The 18,693-nt window shown below is 71.4% G+C and carries 18 protein-coding genes; 8 read left to right on the forward strand and 10 right to left on the reverse strand.

The window, feature by feature from the left end; translation table 11 throughout:
* The first annotated feature begins 1 nt into the window (after position 1).
* Complete coding sequence (purH, locus tag ACFYXF_RS43865; RefSeq protein ID WP_389358649.1) at positions 2-1,573, forward strand: bifunctional phosphoribosylaminoimidazolecarboxamide formyltransferase/IMP cyclohydrolase; 1,572 nt, start codon at positions 2-4, stop codon at positions 1,571-1,573.
* A gap of 62 nt (positions 1,574-1,635) precedes the next feature.
* Here the strand turns inward: purH and ACFYXF_RS43870 are convergent, their stop codons facing one another.
* From ACFYXF_RS43870 to ACFYXF_RS43890, 5 genes are all read right to left on the reverse strand, one after another.
* On the reverse strand, positions 1,636-2,082 hold the full coding sequence (locus ACFYXF_RS43870) for a hypothetical protein (protein WP_389358442.1): 447 nt from the start codon (positions 2,080-2,082) through the stop codon (positions 1,636-1,638).
* Positions 2,083-2,177: 95 nt separating this feature from the next.
* On the reverse strand, positions 2,178-3,101 hold the full coding sequence (locus tag ACFYXF_RS43875) for a hypothetical protein (RefSeq protein ID WP_389358444.1): 924 nt from the start codon (positions 3,099-3,101) through the stop codon (positions 2,178-2,180).
* Positions 3,102-3,220: 119 nt separating this feature from the next.
* Positions 3,221-4,564: a protein kinase gene (locus tag ACFYXF_RS43880; protein ID WP_389358446.1), complete on the reverse strand. Its 1,344-nt coding sequence runs from the start codon at positions 4,562-4,564 to the stop codon at positions 3,221-3,223.
* Entirely contained in the window at positions 4,561-5,301 is a 741-nt protein-coding gene (locus tag ACFYXF_RS43885) for an FHA domain-containing protein (RefSeq protein WP_389358448.1), read from the reverse strand. Before ACFYXF_RS43885 ends, ACFYXF_RS43880 begins: the two co-directional genes overlap by 4 nt.
* Before the next feature lie 391 nt (positions 5,302-5,692).
* Complete coding sequence (locus tag ACFYXF_RS43890) at positions 5,693-6,316, reverse strand: hypothetical protein (protein ID WP_389358450.1); 624 nt, start codon at positions 6,314-6,316, stop codon at positions 5,693-5,695.
* A gap of 270 nt (positions 6,317-6,586) precedes the next feature.
* On the opposite strand from ACFYXF_RS43890, the gene ACFYXF_RS43895 reads away from it, so the two are divergent.
* The 5 genes from ACFYXF_RS43895 (at position 6,587) to ACFYXF_RS43915 (ending at position 12,217) form a co-directional block, all read left to right on the forward strand.
* Entirely contained in the window at positions 6,587-7,441 is an 855-nt protein-coding gene (locus tag ACFYXF_RS43895) for a bifunctional methylenetetrahydrofolate dehydrogenase/methenyltetrahydrofolate cyclohydrolase (RefSeq protein WP_389358452.1), read from the forward strand.
* Positions 7,442-7,754: 313 nt separating this feature from the next.
* Entirely contained in the window at positions 7,755-8,216 is a 462-nt protein-coding gene (locus ACFYXF_RS43900) for a DUF3017 domain-containing protein (RefSeq protein ID WP_389358651.1), read from the forward strand.
* 98 nt (positions 8,217-8,314) lie between these two features.
* The gene (locus ACFYXF_RS43905) at positions 8,315-8,833 is read left to right on the forward strand and encodes a helix-turn-helix domain-containing protein (protein ID WP_389358454.1); all 519 of its coding nucleotides are present in this window, start codon (positions 8,315-8,317) and stop codon (positions 8,831-8,833) included.
* Between the two features lie 417 nt (positions 8,834-9,250).
* A complete protein-coding gene (locus ACFYXF_RS43910) occupies positions 9,251-10,597 on the forward strand; it encodes an XRE family transcriptional regulator (RefSeq protein WP_389358456.1) in 1,347 nt (448 codons plus the stop codon).
* A gap of 630 nt (positions 10,598-11,227) precedes the next feature.
* On the forward strand, positions 11,228-12,217 hold the full coding sequence (locus ACFYXF_RS43915) for a malate dehydrogenase (RefSeq protein WP_389358458.1): 990 nt from the start codon (positions 11,228-11,230) through the stop codon (positions 12,215-12,217).
* 66 nt (positions 12,218-12,283) lie between these two features.
* Here ACFYXF_RS43915 and ACFYXF_RS43920 read toward each other — a convergent pair whose 3' ends face one another.
* Both ACFYXF_RS43920 and ACFYXF_RS43925 read right to left on the reverse strand, forming a co-directional pair.
* Complete coding sequence (locus tag ACFYXF_RS43920) at positions 12,284-12,511, reverse strand: hypothetical protein (RefSeq protein ID WP_389358460.1); 228 nt, start codon at positions 12,509-12,511, stop codon at positions 12,284-12,286.
* A 291-nt stretch (positions 12,512-12,802) separates the two neighbouring features.
* A complete protein-coding gene (locus ACFYXF_RS43925) occupies positions 12,803-13,729 on the reverse strand; it encodes a GNAT family N-acetyltransferase (protein ID WP_389358462.1) in 927 nt (308 codons plus the stop codon).
* A gap of 127 nt (positions 13,730-13,856) precedes the next feature.
* Between ACFYXF_RS43925 and ACFYXF_RS43930 the strand changes: the two genes are divergently transcribed.
* Positions 13,857-15,170, forward strand: a complete 1,314-nt coding sequence (locus tag ACFYXF_RS43930; RefSeq protein ID WP_389358464.1) for a DUF5954 family protein — start codon at positions 13,857-13,859, stop codon at positions 15,168-15,170.
* Positions 15,171-15,415: 245 nt separating this feature from the next.
* Here ACFYXF_RS43930 and ACFYXF_RS43935 read toward each other — a convergent pair whose 3' ends face one another.
* Together ACFYXF_RS43935 and ACFYXF_RS43940 are read right to left on the reverse strand one after the other, a co-directional pair.
* Positions 15,416-16,150 (reverse strand): isocitrate lyase/phosphoenolpyruvate mutase family protein, encoded by a 735-nt coding sequence (locus tag ACFYXF_RS43935; RefSeq protein ID WP_389358466.1) that lies wholly within the window; start codon positions 16,148-16,150, stop codon positions 15,416-15,418.
* A 2-nt stretch (positions 16,151-16,152) separates the two neighbouring features.
* Entirely contained in the window at positions 16,153-16,629 is a 477-nt protein-coding gene (locus ACFYXF_RS43940) for a carboxymuconolactone decarboxylase family protein (RefSeq protein ID WP_389358468.1), read from the reverse strand.
* Positions 16,630-16,676: 47 nt separating this feature from the next.
* On the opposite strand from ACFYXF_RS43940, the gene ACFYXF_RS43945 reads away from it, so the two are divergent.
* The gene (locus ACFYXF_RS43945; RefSeq protein ID WP_389358470.1) at positions 16,677-18,125 is read left to right on the forward strand and encodes a PLP-dependent aminotransferase family protein; all 1,449 of its coding nucleotides are present in this window, start codon (positions 16,677-16,679) and stop codon (positions 18,123-18,125) included.
* On the opposite strand, the gene ACFYXF_RS43950 is transcribed toward ACFYXF_RS43945, so the two are convergent.
* Complete coding sequence (locus tag ACFYXF_RS43950; protein ID WP_389358472.1) at positions 18,122-18,676, reverse strand: hypothetical protein; 555 nt, start codon at positions 18,674-18,676, stop codon at positions 18,122-18,124. The genes ACFYXF_RS43945 and ACFYXF_RS43950 overlap by 4 nt on opposite strands.
* Positions 18,677-18,693: the final 17 nt, after the last annotated feature.

Consider the following 18,693-nt stretch of genomic DNA (forward strand, 5'->3'; position numbering starts at 1 on the left):
CATCACTGTCACGGCCGAGAGCGACAAGCGGGCCCTTCGCCGGGCGCTCGTCAGCGTGTACGACAAGACGGGCCTCGAAGACCTCGCACGCGGCCTGCACGAGGCCGGCGTGGAACTCGTCTCCACGGGATCGACGGCCGGGCGGATCGCCGCCGCAGGCGTCCCCGTCACCAAGGTCGAGGAGCTGACCGGCTTCCCCGAGTGCCTGGACGGCCGGGTCAAGACCCTGCACCCCAAGGTGCACGCGGGCATCCTCGCCGACCTGCGTCTGGAGAGCCACCGCGAGCAGCTCGCCGAGCTGGGCGTCGAGCCCTTCGACCTGGTCGTCGTCAACCTCTACCCGTTCCGCGAGACGGTCGCCTCCGGTGCCTCGCCCGACGAGTGCGTGGAGCAGATCGACATCGGCGGCCCGTCGATGGTCCGCGCGGCCGCCAAGAACCACCCGTCGGTGGCCGTGGTCACCAGCCCGGCGCGGTACGCCGACGTCCTGAGCGCCGTACAGACCGGCGGCTTCGACCTCACCACCCGCAAGCGGCTAGCCGCGGAGGCCTTCCAGCACACGGCGTCGTACGACGTGGCGGTCGCCTCCTGGTTCGCTTCCTCCTACGCGCCCGTGGACGAGTCGCGGTTCCCCGACTTCCTCGGCGCCACCTGGGAGCGCGAGAACACCCTCCGCTACGGCGAGAACCCGCACCAGCCCGCCGCGCTGTACGTCGACGGGACGGGTGGCGGTCTCGCCAAGGCCGAGCAACTGCACGGCAAGGAGATGTCGTACAACAACTACACGGACACGGATGCCGCCCGCCGTGCCGCGTACGACCACGCCGAGCCCTGTGTCGCGATCATCAAGCACGCCAACCCGTGCGGGATCGCGGTCGGTTCGGACGTCGCCGAGGCGCATCGCAAGGCGCACGCGTGCGACCCGCTGTCGGCGTTCGGCGGTGTGATCGCCGTCAACCGGCCGGTGAGCAAGGAGATGGCGGAGCAGGTCGCCGAGATCTTCACCGAGGTCATCGTCGCGCCGGACTACGAGGAGGGGGCTCTGGAGGCCCTCGCCAAGAAGAAGAACATCCGGGTGCTCAAGGCGGCGGGCGCGCCCGCCAACCCCGTCGAGGTCAAGCCCGTCGACGGCGGTGTGCTCCTCCAGGTGACCGACCGGCTCCAGGCCGACGGCGACGACCCGGCGAACTGGACGCTCGCGACGGGCGAGGCACTGTCCGCGTCCGAGCTGGCGGAACTCTCCTTCGCCTGGAAGGCGTGCCGCGCGGTCAAGTCCAACGCGATCCTGCTCGCCAAGGACGGCGCCTCGGTCGGCGTCGGCATGGGCCAGGTCAACCGCGTCGACTCGGCGAAGCTCGCGGTCGAGCGAGCGGGCGAGGAGCGGGCGCGGGGCGCGTACGCGGCCTCGGACGCGTTCTTCCCGTTCCCGGACGGGCTGGAGATCCTGACGGCCGCCGGGGTCAAGGCCGTGGTGCAGCCGGGCGGTTCGATGCGGGACGAACTGGTCGTGGAGGCCGCGAAGAAGGCGGGCGTCACGATGTACTTCACGGGGACGCGGCACTTCTTCCACTGAGCCGTACGCGTGCGGAGGGCCCGCCGGTCGTGTACCGGCGGGCCCTCCGCACGCTCGGTGGGTCAGGAGTCCAGGAACCTGTCACAGCTCCATACCCAGTCGTGGGCGCTGATGTTGTCGTTCACGGCCACCCCACTGCTGAACGTGAACCCGACGACGGAGTCCATGTAGTACTCGGCCTTGGCGAGGCAGGTGTAGCCGCCGGTCTCGCCGGCGTTGACGAAGAACCTGGCGTGCATGCCCGACGTGCCCTTGTGGACCAGCGACGACGCGGCGTCGTTGTCGGCGCCCTGGAATGCGCCGGAGGCGTCGTTCCAGTTCGAGTCGGAGCCGTCGTCGGTGCCGAGGATGACCGAGCAGTGGATGTCCCGGTAGGCGCGGATGGAGCCGCTCGGCGTCGCGGCCCACGCGTTGTCGCACGCCACGGAGGCCTGTGCGCTGGACGCCGGGATGATCACGCCGAGGCCCGCGAGGCCGAGTGTGGCGGCCGCGGCGAGGATTCTGCGCATGGTGGATCACTCCTTGTGTCGAAGGTGTGTGGTGCGAGGTGGGTGTGGTGTCCGCCCCGGCTGCGACGCCGGGGAAGTTCGAGGCGCGGCGGGACTCAGGCTGTGTCGCCCGTGATGTCTTCGGCGCGTTCCAGCGCGGCGAAGCGCATGCGCTCGTACGTCGTGAGGGCGTCGCCGTACGTGCCGCGCAGCTTGTCGCGGTACTCCCGCTCCAGGTCGTGTGCCGTGGCGGACAGCGAGGTCCCGGTCGCGCACTCGGCCTCGTCGACCGCGAGCCGCACTTCGGCGGTGAATGCCGCGTCGGGGCTCAACCCCTTGGTCAGTGACGGCAGTTCGTTCCGTATCGCCGTCGGATCGTCATAGTCGTGACCGGCCTCGCGCATGCACGCGGACCATTTCTTGAGCGCGTCGACGAGGCGCTGGTCGTCGAGGAGGTCCGGGACGTACAGCCTGGTCAGGTTCGTGGCGGTCTTCTCGGCCTTGAACCAGGTCTCGAAGTCGCCGTAGAGCCGGCCCTTCGCCTCGGTGAGACAGCTGTGGCGGGGGGTCCGGACGGTGCCGCCGGCGGGCAGGTCCACGGTGAGCATCCCCGCGGACGGGCCGCCTTCGAGGGTCTCGCTGTAGCGGGCCCGGTCTTGCTGCGGCAGTGAGTTGGCGTACTTGCTGTTCGGGTCGGTGCGCTGGAGCTCGGCCGCCTTCTCCCGCAGCCGGCTGCCGTAGCCGTTCCGCTTCGCCCAGTCGACGTCGGTCAGGACGTACCCCCCGCCCTTGAGGTCGTCGACCGTTGGCAGGGGGCCGATCCAGTACCGGAAGCCCGCCTTCTCCATGCACGACTTCACGAGCACGTTCTCGGCACGCTGGACCAGGACCTGCTCGGCGTCGGTCGGTTCACGGACCTTTCCGGTGTCCGGGCTCGCGGAACCGCCCGTCGGAACGGCGGTGGCCGCGGCCGTGCAGCCCGTCGCCGCCGCGCTGATCACCAGCGCCGCCGCACACCGCATGGCGAGAGTCCGCTTCATGGCCGTGTCCACCCCCGTGTCCTGTCACCGCACCGGCAGTGCTGCGGTGGTGAACACTCTGGGGCGGGCGGGCAGGGTGGGGTACCTGAAAAGTTTCAGGGTGCGGGCCGGATCCCAGGTCAGGGCCGACGCAACGCCCGCCACGTCTTCGGCCCCACCATCCCGTTCGCCTCCAGCCCTGCCCGCTTCTGGAAGATGACGACCGCACCGTGGGTCAGGGGGCCGAACTCGCCGTCCACACCGCCGACTTCGGTGATGCCGTGCAGATAGAGCAGCAGGCACTGGAGTTCGCGGACCTGGCTGCCGCCGTCGCCCTGGGCGATGGTGAAGTCCCAGGTGCCGTTCCAGCCGGCGGTGTAGCCCCGACCGTACTGGTCGTCCTCGTACATCGCGGGCTTCTCGCAGGTGGGGGTCGCCGCCGAGGCTGGGGCGTCGTCGCGGACGGTGTACGTCACCGCCGCGGCGCCGAGCGTCGTCGCCACCACGAGCCCGACGACCAGCGCCGGACGCCGCCACCGCCGGGGCCGCAGCCGTGGCAGCCGGGCCGAGCGGGGGGTGCCCGCGGCCGCCTCCACCCGGCGCAGGAGCGCACCCGTGTCCGGCACCCGGGCGGCGCGGTCCGCGTGCGTGGGTGCCAGACAGTCCCGGACGATCCCCCGCCAGGCTTCCGGGAGTCCGGGGGACAGCCGTAGCTCCTCCGCGCCGCGCGCGTAGCGGGTCGCCGCGTCGGCGCGGGCGTCCGTGCTGCCGCCCGGCAGCGGGAAGGTGTCCGTCAGGACGAGATGGGCGAGGACGCCGTACGCCCACACGTCGGCGGACGGGCGGACGCGGGTGCCGCGTTCGTCGATCTCGGGCCAGAGCAACTCGGGCGGGGCGTAGTCGGGCGTGGCGAACGCCGGGGCGTAGGCGTGCGTGCCCTTCAGCTCCGCGGCCAGGTTGAAGTCGGCCAGCCGCACCGAACCGTCCTTCAGCAACAGCACGTTGGCCGGTTTGAGATCCCCATGCACCCAGCCCGCGTGGTGCAGTTGGTGCAGCCCCTCGCAGATCTGGGCCAGGAGGGCGGGCCCCGACTCCGGCCTCGGTGAGTGCTCCAGTGCGGCGTCCAGGGAGCCCTCGGCCCGTTCCAGTACGAGGACGGTGGCGCCGTCGAGTTCCGGGTGCTCCGGGTCGTCGACCGTGAGGGCGTCGTACATCCGGATCAGCCGGGGCGCGCGCAGCCTGCTCAGTAACTCCACTTCCCGCTCCGCCAGTTCGCGCAGGTGGTGCAGCTGGCGCGGGGTGCGGGTGCCGGTGGGCAGGAACTTCAGTGCCGCCCGGCTGGGCAGGCCCCGCTCCTCCGCGCCGGTGTGCCGGGCGGCGGCGTAGACGGTCGCGAACGCGCCGGACGCCAGGGGCTCCCGCACCTCCCAGGGCCCGACCCGGTAGCCCTCCGGGACGGGGACCACGCTCGACCGCCCGGTCATCGGCCCCCCTCACCCGGCGCCGGGGCGAGTGCGACGAGGTCGTCCTCGCGGACGAGGTCGAAGCGGAGCGCCAGCGATACCAGCGACTCCTTCTTGCCGTTGAGGCGCTGGCCCGACTCCGCGGTGTCCAGGCCGGGCCGCAGCCGCAGCTTGACGGTCAGGTAGTCGATGTTCCAGTAGACGGCGGAGCGGCTCACCGAGGGCCAGACGGCACGCAGCCGTTCCACCAGCTGCTCGACGCCGGGCAGCGGGGCGTGCGGCTCGCCGCGCAGTCGGGGTTCGCACAGCGCGGTCAGGACGGTGAAGTACCGCTTGGTGCGGTCGAGAGCGAACGCCGGTGCGGTGACGTCACCGGAGAGCCCGTGGCGGGCGACGCTGCGGAAGGCGTGGCGCGGTGCCCAGACGTCGAAGGCGAGCAGCTCGCCCGCGGCCGGCAGGACGACGCGCGAGAACTCGAAGGGGACGGGCGCCTCCAGCCGGCCCGGTACCACCTTGATGTGTTCACCGGCGCCCTCGGGGTTCTCCACCACGTAGGTCTGGTCCTCGCTGAGGTTGCTCAGGAGCCAGAAGACGCGGTGGGCCGTGATCTCCCCGGCGATCCGGGGCACCCCTTCGTGGGTGATGACGAGGCCGTCGTCCGACTCGGCCCTGCCGAACGTCAGCCGCTCACCCGTGGCGAGCTTGATCTGCCCGTCGGTGCCGCCGTTGGACGGTGGCACAACGATCACGCTGTACATATGGCGTCGTCCCCTCCTCCGTACGGGGACGGTCCCCCCATCCCGCTGAGGGGAAGGATAGGGCCGGCGGCGAAGCGGCCCTCCGGTTCTCCCCCGAAGGGTCCGGTTCTTCCCCGAAGGGTCCGGAGACCGCCGCCTGTTCACTCGGTCTCACTCATCCGGTCCGGCCGGGTACGCCGTGGCGGATGGACCTTCGGGGGAGCTCCGGCCGTGTCGTTCGCCTTCTCAGTCGGGGCGCGATCCGGCTACAGGGGCCCGGCGCGTCCAGCCGCCCCGGGCCCAACTTGATGTGCTCGCCCGCGCCCTCCGGGTTCTCGACTTCTCGACGACGTACGTCCGGGACCCGCCGTGGTCGCGGTGATTGGCGAGAACTCGGTGGTCGCCTCGGTGGTTACTGGTGTGCCGCCGGGTACTTCGACCGGTTGAACCAGGCCGCGCCCTCGGACTTGCCGACGAACACCGCGATGAGGATGGCGAGGACGGTGTGCACCAGGCCGACGACGATGAACGGGTAGATGCCGAGTACGGCGGTGATGATCGCGAACACCATGGTGGTGATGCGGATGCCGCTGCCGCCGCTGCTGAACTTCGCACCCAGGACGATCGCGAAGACGCCCCACGCGAGGACGATCGCGGTGACGGCCCACAGGGCGCCGGCGGAGTAGTCCGCGAGCTGCTGGAAGTCGACGTTGTCCTTCAGTTCCTCGTCGTTCTTCGCGGCGCTGATCGCGACCGCGGACAGGGCGACGAGGATGGCGCCGATCACCTGGAAGCCCGCGATGACGAAGAGCATGACGCGCGCGGCCTTGACGTTGCCCGGCATCGTGAGCGGGCCGCCGGGGTAGCCGCCGTAGCCGGGCTGTCCGTACGCCTGCTGGCCGAGCGGCGGGGCCGCCGGGTAGCCGTAACCGGGCTGCTGGGGCGGGGTCTGCTGGGGGTAGCCGTAGCCGGGCGCTGGCTGCTGGGGCTGCTGCTGGGGCGGGCCGTAGGGGTTGTTCGGGTCGCCGAAACTCATGGCGGGTCTTCCTCCGTATGCGTCAAGTGCGGGGACGACGCGAGGCACCGAACGGAGGAAGGTGATGCAAGTGCGGTACGCCCCCCGGCCCTGCCCGCGGCACTGTGCTGCTCAGCTTTTTATCGTTCTTTAGTTCGCTCATACTTGTCCAGCCGCATAGTGCATGTGTTGTGCAAGTGCAACATCCGTGATCATGCGCATATGGCTGTGGGGTGCTTTGTAGGGCACCCGGATTGGAACCGGGAGGCGGTCATCCGCGAGGATGTGGGTATGAGCGCCCAGATTCTCGATGGCAAGGCCACCGCAGCCGCGATCAAGTCCGATCTGACCGCCCGCGTGGCGGCGCTGAAGGAGAAGGGTGTGACGCCCGGCCTCGGCACGATCCTGGTGGGTGAGGATCCCGGCAGCCAGAAGTACGTCGCCGGCAAGCACCGGGACTGCGCGCAGGTGGGCATCGCCTCCATCCAGCGCGAACTGCCCGCCACGGCCACGCAGGAGGAGATCGAGGCGGTGGTCCGCGAGCTGAACGAGGACCCGGCCTGCACGGGTTACATCGTCCAGCTGCCCCTCCCCCGGGGCATCGACGAGAACCGCGTCCTCGAACTGATGAACCCGGACAAGGACGCGGACGGCCTCCACCCGATGAACCTGGGCCGCCTCGTCCTGAACGAGCCGGCCCCTCTCCCCTGCACCCCGAACGGCATCCTCACCCTGCTCCGCGCGCACGGCGTGGAGATCAAGGGCGCGGAGGTCGTGGTCGTCGGCCGCGGTGTGACGATCGGCCGCCCCATGCCCCTTCTCCTCACCCGCCGCAGCGAGAACGCGACGGTGACGCAGTGCCACACGGGTACGCGTGACCTGGCAGCCCACCTCCGGCGCGCCGACATCATCGTCGCCGCGGCCGGCTCGGCCCATCTGGTCCGCCCCGAGGACGTGAAGCCGGGCGCCGCCGTCCTCGACGTCGGCGTCTCGCGCACGGCCGAGGGCAAGATCGTGGGCGACGTCCACCCGGGCGTCACCGAGGTCGCCGGCTGGATCTCCCCGAACCCCGGCGGAGTCGGCCCGATGACCCGCGCCCAACTGCTCGTCAACGTGGTCGAGGCGGCGGAACGCAGTGCCGGCTGAGGCGGAGGGCGGGCGGGGGCCTGACGGAGGGCGCGGGAGTTCCGGCGGTGCTATGTCCGACGCCGGGGTGTCCGAGTCTGCTGGGGTGCGGGAGTTCGGTGAGGCGCCGGGTTCTCGTGGGGCGTCGAGGAACGGTGTGGTGCCCGAGTCCGGCGGTGCTACGTCCGACGCCGGGGCGTCCGAGTCTGCTGGGGTGCGGGAGTTCGGTGAGGCGCCGGGTTCTCGTGGGGTCTCCAGGAACGGTGTGGTGCCTGAGTCCGGGGGAGTGTCCGGGTCGGGTGGCCGGGCCGGTGGTGTCGAGGCGGACGGTGTTGTGGACTCGAACGGTGTCGTGGACCCCGTCAGCGCGCCCGATGCCGCGGGGCGGCCCCGGCGTACTACGCGGCGGTTTCCGCTTTTCACGCGGGATACCGCGCGGCCCGAGGGTGGTGGCAGGGCGGCTGCCGGGGATGCGCCGGCGCCTGCTCGGCAGTGGCCGATTCTGGCTGTGTTGAGTGCGGTCGGGCTTGGGCTGTTGCTCACCGCGCTGGACGTGTTCCGGTACGGGACGCTGCTGATCGGGGCCGCGTTGCTGGCCGGTGCGGTGCTGCGCTGGGTGGTGCCGGACGTCGGGATGCTCGCCGTACGGTCCCGGTTCACGGACATGGTCACGTACACGGTGCTGGGCACGGCCATCGTGCTGCTGTCGATGATGGCGCAGCCGAATCCGTGGCTGGAGATCCCGTTCCTGGACGACACGCTGCACTACACGATCCGCAGTCACGGCGGTCTGTAGGCGCACGTCGGCCCCGGCGGGAACCGACCCGCCGTCCGGCGTCGTCAAATGCCTCGGATCGGCCGTTGTGCGCCGACGAATGCCCGGGAGGATGCGCGATGAGCGCCTGGCAGCCGCTGCCGGACGATCTGCCGCCGGAGGTGCGGCACTTCGTGGAGCAGGTGCGGGGTCTCAAGGACCGCACCGGGCTCAGCCTGGCCGCGCTCGGTGCGCGTACCGCGTACAGCAAGTCCTCCTGGCAGCGGTACCTCAACGCGACCCAGCCGCCGCCCCGGCAGGCGATAGTCGCGCTGTGCCGGGTCGCGGGGCTGACCCCGACGGACGCCGAACGCTTCGGCGTCCGCTGGGAGTTGGCGGTCAAGGTCTGGCCCCGGCCACCGGCCTCGGTGTCGTCGGACCCGCCGGAACAGGGCGGGGTGTACGAGGAGGAGGTGCCCACTCTTCCTTGGTGGGTGGAATCCGAGTCCGGGTCCAGGTCCGGGGCCGGAGCCGGGGCCGGAGCCGCCAAGGATTTCTACGCTTCCGGGGACTCCTCCCGTCGCGTACTGCTCGTCGCCGTACTCCTCGTACTGGCGCTCGGGTTGCTCGCGGTGGTCGGCGCTGTCGCTTTTGGTTGATGCCGCTGGGAGAGTGTGACAACAGTGCGTCCGGTGTGACCGCTCTTGTGCTTTCTGTGTGGCGATGTGTCGATAAGTTCGAGGAATTGCAACCGGCGCGCAACGCGCCACGGCTAATGTGGGCAATCGGGACGGTCCGGGGCGTCCCGTGCACTATCCAGGGGTTCCGGCCGGCCGGGAGGGCAACCGGTGGAACACTGGACCGCAAGCCAGGGGCGTGCAACGGTGCACCTCCAGGCCTGACAATGCTCCCGTGCGCCCCCACCCCGGGAACCGAGATCCTGAATGGGTGCATCCGTTTGGGTAGCCAAGACAGTCCAGAACAGACTCGGCGAGGGATCCACGGCACTACGCACGGGAGAACAGCCAGCACGACCGGGGGGAATGAGGGGGGAAGCTATGCCTCGTTGGAGGGCCTTGCCGGATGATCTCGATCCGCAGGTCAAGGAGTTCGCGAGCCAACTGCGCAGGCTCGTGGACCGCAGTGGCCTGAACATCGCGGCGGTGGCCGACCGCACGGGCTACAGCAAGACGTCCTGGGAGCGATATCTCAACGGCCGTCTTCTCGCGCCCAAGGGCGCGATCGTAGCCCTGGCCGAAGTCACCAACACCAATCACGTGCATCTGACCACGATGTGGGAATTGGCCGAGCGCGCGTGGAGCCGCTCGGAGATGCGTCACGACATGACCATGGAGGCGATCCGGATCTCCCAGGCGCGCGCCGCGCTCGGGGAGTTCGGGGCGCCTGCCGCCGACACGAAGAACGGGAGCGGCAAGAACGGGCGGGCCGCCCGGAGCGCGACGGTGACTCCGGGAATCGCGGGGCCCGCCGGTGTCTCCCCGACCGTGCCGCCGCAGCCGACCCCGGATTCCCGGGACTCGGTGGGCGACGTACGGGCGGGTGCGGCGCGGGGCGGTGGTGGCTCGGGCGGCTCGGTGAGTTCCGCGAGTTCGGCCGGTTCCGTGAGTTCCGCCAGTTCCGCGGGATCGGCGAGTTCGGCCTCGGCCGAGGCCAACTCCTGGGGTATCGCCGGGTATCAGGGGCCGGGGGCGAGGGGCGGTGCCGGGGGGCGTACGGCCACCCCGCCCTCGGGATCACCCGGTGTGGCCGGACCGGGCGGACCGGGCGGACCGGGCGGGGCGTCGGGGGTGCCCGGATATTCGGGCGGGACGCCTTGGACTCCCGGTACGCCGGTACCGACGCCCGGCGGTGGCCCGCAGGACGCCCGGCCGGGCGGCGGTGACCCTGGTGGTTCCGGCGGTTCGCGGCGCAAGCGGCGGCTCACGATGTTCCTCGCGGGCGTCGTGGGGGCGTCGGTGGTGGTCGCGGCGGCCCTGTTCTTCACCAACCAGGGGGACGACACACCGGCGGCGAGCAAGCCGAGCCCGTCCCCGACCACGTCGGCCGGCACCGATCCCGACCTGCCGGTCGGGGTGGAGTGCAGCGGCGACACCTGCACCGGCCAGGACCCGGAGAACATGGGCTGCGGCGGCGAGTTGGCGCAGACCGCCAACAGCGTCACCGTCGGCACCACGCTCGTCGAGGTCCGCTACAGCAAGACCTGCCAGGCGGCCTGGGCGCGCATCACCCAGGCGGCCCCGGGCGACCAGGTCGACGTCACCGCCTCCGGCGGGGCGAAGCAGACCGGCGCGGTCGACACGGACACCGACGCGTACACGCCGATGGTGGCCGTGAAGGACGCGGGCGACGCAACAGCATGCGTCACCCTCGCAACGACCGGCGAGAAGGGCTGCACGCAGTAGGGGCAGTGCCGCGCGCGGCGGGGGGAGCCGCGCGCGGCGTGGGGAGAGACGTGCGTGGCGGTGCCGGGTCCGTGCGTGGCAGGGAAAGTTGAGCGCGGCGGGGAGAACCCCACGCGGCGGAGGAGAGCCGTACGCGGCGGTGACGAGGCCGCGCGCGGCGGGGAAAGCCGTACGCGGTAGGTACGGGCGTGGCTGGAGAAGTGTCCAGCCGGCAGGCGCGGGACGGTCGGGAAGTGCCGCGTGGCAGGTGCAGACACGGCCGGGAAGTGCCGCGCATTCGGTCGGTGCGGGTGCGATGCTCCCCCGTGCGCCGGACTCCGTTCCGTCGGATTCCGTTCAATCCGGGTGTGAGGGGAATGGCCCGCCCGGTTCTGGGCAGGCGGTGGAGTACCCCCACGGGATCCGGCGTGATCGGTCCCCGGGCGGCGGCCGCCCGTCACACCTCTCCCGGACGGGTGGCCGTCGCTGTTCCTGGCTCTCCGGTTCTGTGGGACGGGCCACATGGGACCCGGACGTACGGGATCCCGGATGCGCGATAGCCTGACGGCTGGATCTCTCTTGATGCCAAGAGATCGATCATCCGAACCGGGGCAGCGACGCCCCACCGCCAGCTGTCATACGGAGAACGCCATGACCCGCACTCCCGTGAACGTCACCGTCACCGGCGCGGCCGGCCAGATCGGTTACGCCCTGCTCTTCCGCATCGCCTCCGGCCAGCTGCTCGGCGCGGACGTGCCGGTCAGGCTCCGCCTCCTGGAGATCACCCCCGCCCTCAAGGCCGCCGAGGGTACGGCCATGGAGCTGGACGACTGCGCCTTCCCGCTGCTCCAGGGCATCGACATCACGGACGACCCGAACGTGGCCTTCGACGGAGCCAACGTCGGCCTGCTGGTCGGCGCCCGCCCGCGCACCAAGGGCATGGAGCGCGGTGACCTCCTGGAGGCCAACGGCGGCATCTTCAAGCCGCAGGGCAAGGCCATCAACGACAACGCCGCGGACGACATCAAGGTCCTCGTCGTCGGCAACCCGGCCAACACCAACGCGCTCATCGCGCAGGCCGCCGCCCCGGACGTACCGGCCGAGCGCTTCACCGCGATGACCCGCCTCGACCACAACCGCGCGCTCACCCAGCTCGCGAAGAAGACGGGCACGACCGTCTCCGACATCAAGCGGCTCACCATCTGGGGCAACCACTCCGCCACCCAGTACCCCGACATCTTCCACGCCACGATCGCCGGCAAGAACGCCGCCGAGGTCGTCAGCGACGAGAAGTGGCTCGCCGAGGACTTCATCCCGACCGTCGCCAAGCGCGGCGCGGCCATCATCGAGGCCCGTGGCGCGTCCTCGGCAGCCTCCGCCGCCAACGCCGCCATCGACCACGTATACACCTGGGTCAACGGCACGGCCGACGGTGACTGGGCCTCCATGGGCATCCCGTCCGACGGCTCGTACGGCGTCCCGGAGGGCCTCATCTCCTCCTTCCCGGTCACCACGAAGGACGGCGTGTACGAGATCGTCCAGGGCCTGGACATCAACGAGTTCAGCCGCGCCCGTATCGACGCCTCCGTGGCCGAGCTGGCGGAGGAGCGCGAGGCGGTCCGCGCGCTCGGCCTCATCTGAGCCGGAGCACGTTCTGAGTCACGGCGCGTTCTCTCTGATCCCCGGGCGGCTTCGGCGGCCCGGGGATCAGTGCGTCCCGTCTCCCACGACCAGCTGTGCCAGCTTCACGAACGCCTGCGTGGTCGCCGCCCGCAGCCGCCCCAGCTCCCGGAAACCGGGCGAGCGCAGCGACAGGTCGAAGGGGACGGTGGCCACCTGGCCGGGCCTGATCCCCAGGTTCCCGGCGAAGTCGGCGGACAGGGTGTGGCCCGGGGTTCCCTCGATGTCGGTGACCACCACGATCGCGTTGTCCACGAGTCCCCGGTGTCCGGCGGAGCGCAGCCCGCGGAGCGTGCGTGCCGCGGCGTCGTACGACGGCGAAGGTGGCGACGGTCCGGCCGCCTCCGGTGGCCACGGGGACGGCCCTGCCCATCCCCTCGGGACGGTCCGGGTCGGACACCGGCACAGGCTCGCCCCGGGCGGAGCTGAGCAGGAACCTGACGGGGGTACCGTCCTCGAACTCGGACTCCGCGTACTCGGATTCCGTGTTCTCCGATTCCCCGTACCCGGATCCCGTGGTCTCTGATTCCGTTGAGGTGGACACGGTCACATTGTGGGGGAGACCGGCCCATGACGGGAGCATGTGTGCCGAACACGCTTCTCGAACCAGTGCCCCGCGTACGGGTTGTCGTCGTAGCGCGGGATCTCCGAGTAGCCGCACGCCAGGTACATCGCCCGCGCCTCCGTGAGCACGGTGTGCGTGTCCAGTCGTACGACCGTCAAGTCCCGTGCTGCGGCCTGCTGTTCGAGGCCGTCGAGGATGCGGCGGGCGAGGCCCAGCCGGCGGGACCCGGGGTGCACCCAGACATGGCGGATCTCGCCGACCCCCGGTTCGAGCCGCCGCAGCGCCCCGCAGCTCACGGGGCGCCCCTCCTCGTACGCGACCAGGAAGGCGCCCGCGTCGCCCGACACCTCGTGCGGCTGTACGAGGGCTGCCGGATCGAAGCCCTCGGGGAACCGTTCGTCGATGTCGGCGGCGTACGCGGCGAGGCAGGCGCGGGCGTCGGGGCTCGCACCGTCGACGGTCTCGACGGTGATCGCCGCGAGGCGCAGCAGCCGTCGGGCGGTGTCGAGGGCCGCCGTCAGTTCGCCGCGCCGGGTGTCGTCGAGGCCGGCGAGGAGGCTCGCCGCGAGGGCGTCGGCCCGGCGGTTCTGCTCCGTCAGCTCGGCTTCACCGGCCGGTGTCAGCTCCACGACCCGTGACCGGCTGTCCCCGGGGTGCACCCGCAGCCGGACCAGTCCCTGTCTGCCCAGGGCGCGCACCAGCCGGCTCAGATACCCGGCGTCCAGGGTGAGGCGGGCGCGCAGCTCGCGCAGCGAGGCGCCGTCCCCGGCCTCGGAGATCTCGAACAGGAGCCGTGCCTCGCCGAGCGGCCGGTCCTGGCCGAGGTAGTGGTCGTCGAGGGCGCCGATGCGGCGGGTGAAGTACCGGTTGAACTGCCGGAGGGTGCTCACATCGTTCGCATCGTTCACAGAGGCATCCATGATTTCTTTGACTTTAGTCAAAGAACCGGTGAGATTCCACAGGGTTCCACGCCGGAGCCCCGTGAATTCGGTGAAACCCGGTGTCGGGCAACTCCCTTGTGTGCACGCTCAGTGCATGGGCGACTACAGAGACGATGTCCCGGCGTATCTGACGATCAGGGTCACCGCGCAGGAGGGTCCGATCGCGGCCTTCGCGGAGCAGGAGGCGGGGGAGGCCGCGATGCGGTACCCCGACCTGATGGGGGTGGGCATCCCCGAGTTCTTCCATGCCAAGGAGCGCGAGGCGGGCGGCTGGGAGCTGTTCGGCTACGGCAGCGACACCCCGCAGGGCTCCCGGGACTCGCTCGGCTCGGTGTTCCGGCTGCGGGCCGGCGAGGCCGAGAAGGCGGGTGACGAGGGGGCCCGGCGCAAGTGGATGGCGGCGGCGCTGCGCATGGACCGGGAGGTCGTGAACGAACTGCGGGTGCGCGGCGAGAGATTCCGCATCGTGCGCGCCTCACGCTTCGTCCGGATGGGGCCGAACGGGCCCGAGCCGCCCCGCCCGTCCGACCCCGACCCGGCGGAGGTCGGCGAGGCGTACCGGGTGGGGCCGCGTACGAAGGGTTTCGTGGTCGACCCTGTGACTGGCACGGGTCTGTCCGACGGCATCCTCAAGCTGGACCTGATCCAGTTCGTGGGCATCGCGCCCGGTGCGCCGCAGGAGGTGCGGGACGAGGCGCGGCGGGCGCTGCACACCCACCCGGGCGGGGTGCTGCTGCCCGCCGTCTACATGATCTCCGAGCGGGTGGACGGGAGTTGGCGGGCGCACAACCCCGGCGCCTCCGACTCCACGCCCCAGGGCGCGCGGGACTCCCTGGCGTACTGGCTGCGCGTGATGGCGCCGTTCACGCTCCGACTGAGCGAGGAGAAGGCCGCGGAGTACGCCCTGATCGCCGACCGGGTCGACGAGAAGCGCCTGAACGTCGCGACCGTCGACGGCATCCGCTACCGCGTGACTCGCGTCGAACGCCTGATCAGGGTCGGCCCCGACGGCCCCGAGGGCCCGCGCCCCTCCGACTTCGACCCGGAACCACCGGTCGAGGTCCAGACACGCGAGCTGAAGGCGAAGGGCCTGTGGAAGGAGGAAGACGACGAACCGGCCCCGCTCAGCGAACGCACCCTGGAACTGAAACGCCGCTGGGAGGCGGAGGAGGCCCGCCGAACGGCGGTACGGGAGGGGAGGAGGAAGGCGAGGGAGGCGGCGAAGGGGCAGGTGACGGGGCAGGTTCGGGGTCAGTTGGAGGGGCAAGTGGAGGGGCGGGGCGAGACTCAGGTTCAGGGCAAGGCGAACGAGCAGGGCGAGGGGCAGGTTCGGGGCGAGGAGGAGAGCCGGGAGCAAGGTCGGGAGGAGGGAAAGGGCACGGGAGACGGGCCTACGCCCGCTGCCTGAGGGGGCGAGGAGAAGGGCCGGCGCCGGCTGCCTGAGCCCGCTCCCGGTCCGGCTTGACCCCGGGTCCCGCCCTGCTCTCGGCCCCGGCCCTGGCTCAGGGCACGGGTCCGTTCCGCTTTCGACCCCGGGTCCGACCCGACCCCGACCCCGGGTCCGACCCGACCCCGCCCCCGGACCCGGCCCTGGCCCGGACCCGACCCCGGACCCGGCCCTGGCCCCGGCTCAGGCCTGGCCCCGGCCCCGCTTCAGACCCCGGTCCCGCCCCCGCTTCCGCCCGCGATCAGCGCGCTCGCTCTCCCCCGTAGCGCCTTCGCCCCCCACTGAAGGAAGCCCGGGCCGAAGGTGACTCGGGTGGCGCCCAGGGTGCCTAGTTCGGCCGGGGAAGGGCCGTCGAGTGTGGCGAAGACGTTGAGTGGACCGCTGATGGCTGACCGCAGCAGCGGAAGTGTGGCGAGCGGTGCCTCGATGGGGTACACGCAGTCCGCGCCCGCCGTCACGTACAACTCGGCACGCTCGATGGCCTGTTCGGGGTTCTGGTCGCCGTACGCGAACGTGTCGACGCGGGCGTTGAGGAAGAGGCGGTCGCCCGCCGCGGCCCGTATCTCGGCGAGTCGGTCGGCGTGGGCGTGCGGGTCGGTCAGGATGCCCGCGTGGGAGTCCTCCAGGTTGCAGCCGACGGCGCCCGCGGTCAGGAGTCGCTCCACCAACTCCCCTGGTTCCAGGCCGTATCCGTCCTCCACGTCCGCCGACACGGGTACGTCCACGGACCGGGCGATGCGGGTGATCGCCGCGAACATCTCGTCGACGGGCGTGGCCCCGTCCGCGTATCCGAGCGAGGCCGCGATCCCGGCGCTGGGCGTCGCGAGGGCGGGGAACCCGGCGGCGGCGAACTCCCGTGCGCTCACCGCGTCCCAGGGGCCGGGCAGCACCAACGGGTCGTGCGGCAGGCGGTGTTGGTGCAGGGCGTGGAAGGTGTCCACGCTCACCCGGTGCCGCCGGGCTTGTAGTGGCCGGGGACCATACGGGTCGTCACCGCGAAGCGGTTCCAGGCGTTGATGACGGTGATCCCCGCGATCAGGTGGGCCAGTTCGGCCTCCTCGAAGTGGCGGGCCGCTTGGTCGTAGACCGCGTCGGGGACGAAACCGTCGGTCAGGACGGTCACCGCCTCCGTCAGCCGGAGCGCCGCCAGCTCCTTCTCCGTGTAGAAGTGCGCCGACTCCTCCCACGCGCTCAGCTGGACGATCCGCTCCACGCTCTCGCCCGCCGCGAGCGCGTCCTTGGTGTGCATGTCCAGGCAGTAGGCGCAGTGGTTGATCTGTGATGCCCGGATCTTCACCAGCTCCCACAGGACCGGGTCGAGGCCCTGCCGGGCCGACGAGTCCAGCCGGATCATGGCCTTGAAGACATCGGGGGCCAGCTCGGCCCAGGGGAGACGGGGGGCTTTCTCATCGGTGGTCATGCCATCGACTGTAGGCAGCCAGTAGCCCAACGGTATGGTCCATTTCCATGGCAGAATCCTGGGCCACTTCGGGGGTCGATCTCCACCTCCACCTCCGCCCCGCTCCGACCGGCACCGGCGTACGCCGGGGGCTCACCGACGCGATCCGGGAAGCCGTGCGCGGCGGCAGGCTGACGCCCGGCACCCGCCTGCCCTCCTCCCGCTCCCTCGCCGCCGACCTCGGCATCGCCCGCAACACGGTCGCCGACGCGTACGCCGACCTGGTCGCCGAGGGCTGGCTCACCGCCCGCCAGGGCTCGGGCACCAGCGTGGCGGAACGCCCAGTGCCCCGCCCCTCCGCCGGGCCCACCCGGCATCCGCGCTCACCGTTCCCGCCGGTGCACGACCTGATCCCCGGCAGCCCCGACCTCTCCTTCTTCCCCCGCGCCGCCTGGCTCAGGGCATCCCGCCGCGCCCTGGCCGCCGCCCCCAACGACGCCCTCGGCTACTCCGACCCGCGCGGACGCGTGGAACTCCGCACCGCCCTGGCCGGCTATCTGGCACGCGCCCGGGGCGTCCACACCCACCCCGACCGCATCGTCATCTGCTCCGGCTTCGTGCACGGGCTGATGCTGCTGGGCGGGGTCCTGCACGCCCGAGGGCTCACCTCACTGGCAGTGGAGTCGTACGGACTGGACGCCCACTGGCGGCTGTTGGAGCGCGCGGGGCTGCGGACGGTACCGCTCGGCCTCGACGAACTGGGCACCCGTACCGAGGAGTTGACGGGAGGGGGAGGGGGAGGTGAAGGGGAACTGGCGGACGTACGCGCCGTGTTGCTGACTCCCGCCCACCAGTTCCCCATCGGCAAGTCGCTGCATCCCGACCGGCGGGCCGCCGTGGTCGACTGGGCGCGGCGCGGGGACGGGCTGATCCTGGAGGACGACTACGACGGCGAGTTCCGGTACGACCGGCAGGCGGTGGGCGCGCTCCAGGGGCTGGACCCCGACCGGGTGGTGTACCTCGGTACGGCCAGCAAGTCGCTGGCACCCGGCCTGCGGCTGGGCTGGCTGGTGCTGCCGCCGTCCCTCGTCGGCGAGGTCGTCGCGGCGAAGGGCAGGATCGACTGGTCCTGCGGTGTCTTCGACCAGCTGACCCTCGCCGAGTTCATCGACTCGGGTGCGTACGACCGTCAGGTGCGCGCCGCCCGGCTGCGGTACCGGCGTCGACGGGACGCGCTGGTCGCGGCCCTGGCCGCCAGGGCACCCCAGGTCCACGCGACCGGCATCGCGGCCGGACTGCACGCGGTGCTCCAACTCCCGCCGGGCACCGAGGAGTCGGTGGTACGGGCAGCCGTCCGGCGGAGACTGGCGGTGCACGGTCTCGACCTCTACCGTCACCCGGACTCCACCGCCGAGCGGACCGACGCGCTGGTGGTGGGGTACGGGACACCGGCGGACCACGGGTGGGCGGGGGCGCTGGAGGAACTGTGCGCGACGGTCTCCCCGGCCGGTTTCTAGGCCAGTTGCGCCCTACGCCACGCCACTTCCTCGGCGGCCAACGGGCCGTGGACGCTGTACACGTCACCGACCCGCAGATTGTCCGGCGTCTCGTGCTCGCCGTAGGTGCCGATGACGGTGACGGCCACCCGGGAGTCGGGCTGCCAGAACGTACGGAAATACGGACCGAGCGTCGGGATCGCCGGGATCTCCACCAGGGGCACACCGCGCCGCGTCAGCAGTCGCCGGAGCTTCTCGAACCGGAGCCTGGGGGTGAAGCGCCCGTACCGGGCACGCAGTACGTCGTGGACGTCGACGCGGTTCCGGTACGCGAGTCGGCGCACTTGCAGGGTGAAGTGGTGGCCCGACCAGGGGTCGTCGGCGGAGGCGCGGTCCCAGAAGAACTCGACGAAGCCGTAGCCGAGGCACATGCTGCGGTCGCTGAAGGTGTCCTCGGCGAAGTCCGGCCCCAGCGCTTCGGCGATCTGCTCGGGAGAGTTCGCGGGGCCCACCCCGAGCACGGTGCCGGTGGTGACGACGTCCACGTAGAACGCCAGGGAGTACGGGGTCACTTGCGGGTCCTCAATAC

It is taken from the genome of Streptomyces sp. NPDC002680 (genome assembly GCF_042889145.1).
Lineage (GTDB): Bacteria > Actinomycetota > Actinomycetes > Streptomycetales > Streptomycetaceae > Streptomyces > Streptomyces adonidis.

What these genes read in the sequence shown, in the direction of transcription:
- ACFYXF_RS43885 (WP_389358448.1), bottom strand. Translation starts at nt 5,301, where the DNA reads ATGTACAGCGTGATCGTTGTGCCACCGTCCAACGGCGGCACCGACGGG.
- ACFYXF_RS43880 (WP_389358446.1), bottom strand. Translation starts at nt 4,564, where the DNA reads ATGACCGGGCGGTCGAGCGTGGTCCCCGTCCCGGAGGGCTACCGGGTC.
- ACFYXF_RS43945 (WP_389358470.1), top strand. Translation starts at nt 16,677, where the DNA reads ATGGCAGAATCCTGGGCCACTTCGGGGGTCGATCTCCACCTCCACCTC.
- ACFYXF_RS43915 (WP_389358458.1), top strand. Translation starts at nt 11,228, where the DNA reads ATGACCCGCACTCCCGTGAACGTCACCGTCACCGGCGCGGCCGGCCAG.
- ACFYXF_RS43940 (WP_389358468.1), bottom strand. Translation starts at nt 16,629, where the DNA reads ATGACCACCGATGAGAAAGCCCCCCGTCTCCCCTGGGCCGAGCTGGCC.
- ACFYXF_RS43875 (WP_389358444.1), bottom strand. Translation starts at nt 3,101, where the DNA reads ATGAAGCGGACTCTCGCCATGCGGTGTGCGGCGGCGCTGGTGATCAGC.
- ACFYXF_RS43870 (WP_389358442.1), bottom strand. Translation starts at nt 2,082, where the DNA reads ATGCGCAGAATCCTCGCCGCGGCCGCCACACTCGGCCTCGCGGGCCTC.
- ACFYXF_RS43895 (WP_389358452.1), top strand. Translation starts at nt 6,587, where the DNA reads ATGAGCGCCCAGATTCTCGATGGCAAGGCCACCGCAGCCGCGATCAAG.
- ACFYXF_RS43930 (WP_389358464.1), top strand. Translation starts at nt 13,857, where the DNA reads ATGGGCGACTACAGAGACGATGTCCCGGCGTATCTGACGATCAGGGTC.
- ACFYXF_RS43905 (WP_389358454.1), top strand. Translation starts at nt 8,315, where the DNA reads ATGAGCGCCTGGCAGCCGCTGCCGGACGATCTGCCGCCGGAGGTGCGG.
- ACFYXF_RS43890 (WP_389358450.1), bottom strand. Translation starts at nt 6,316, where the DNA reads ATGAGTTTCGGCGACCCGAACAACCCCTACGGCCCGCCCCAGCAGCAG.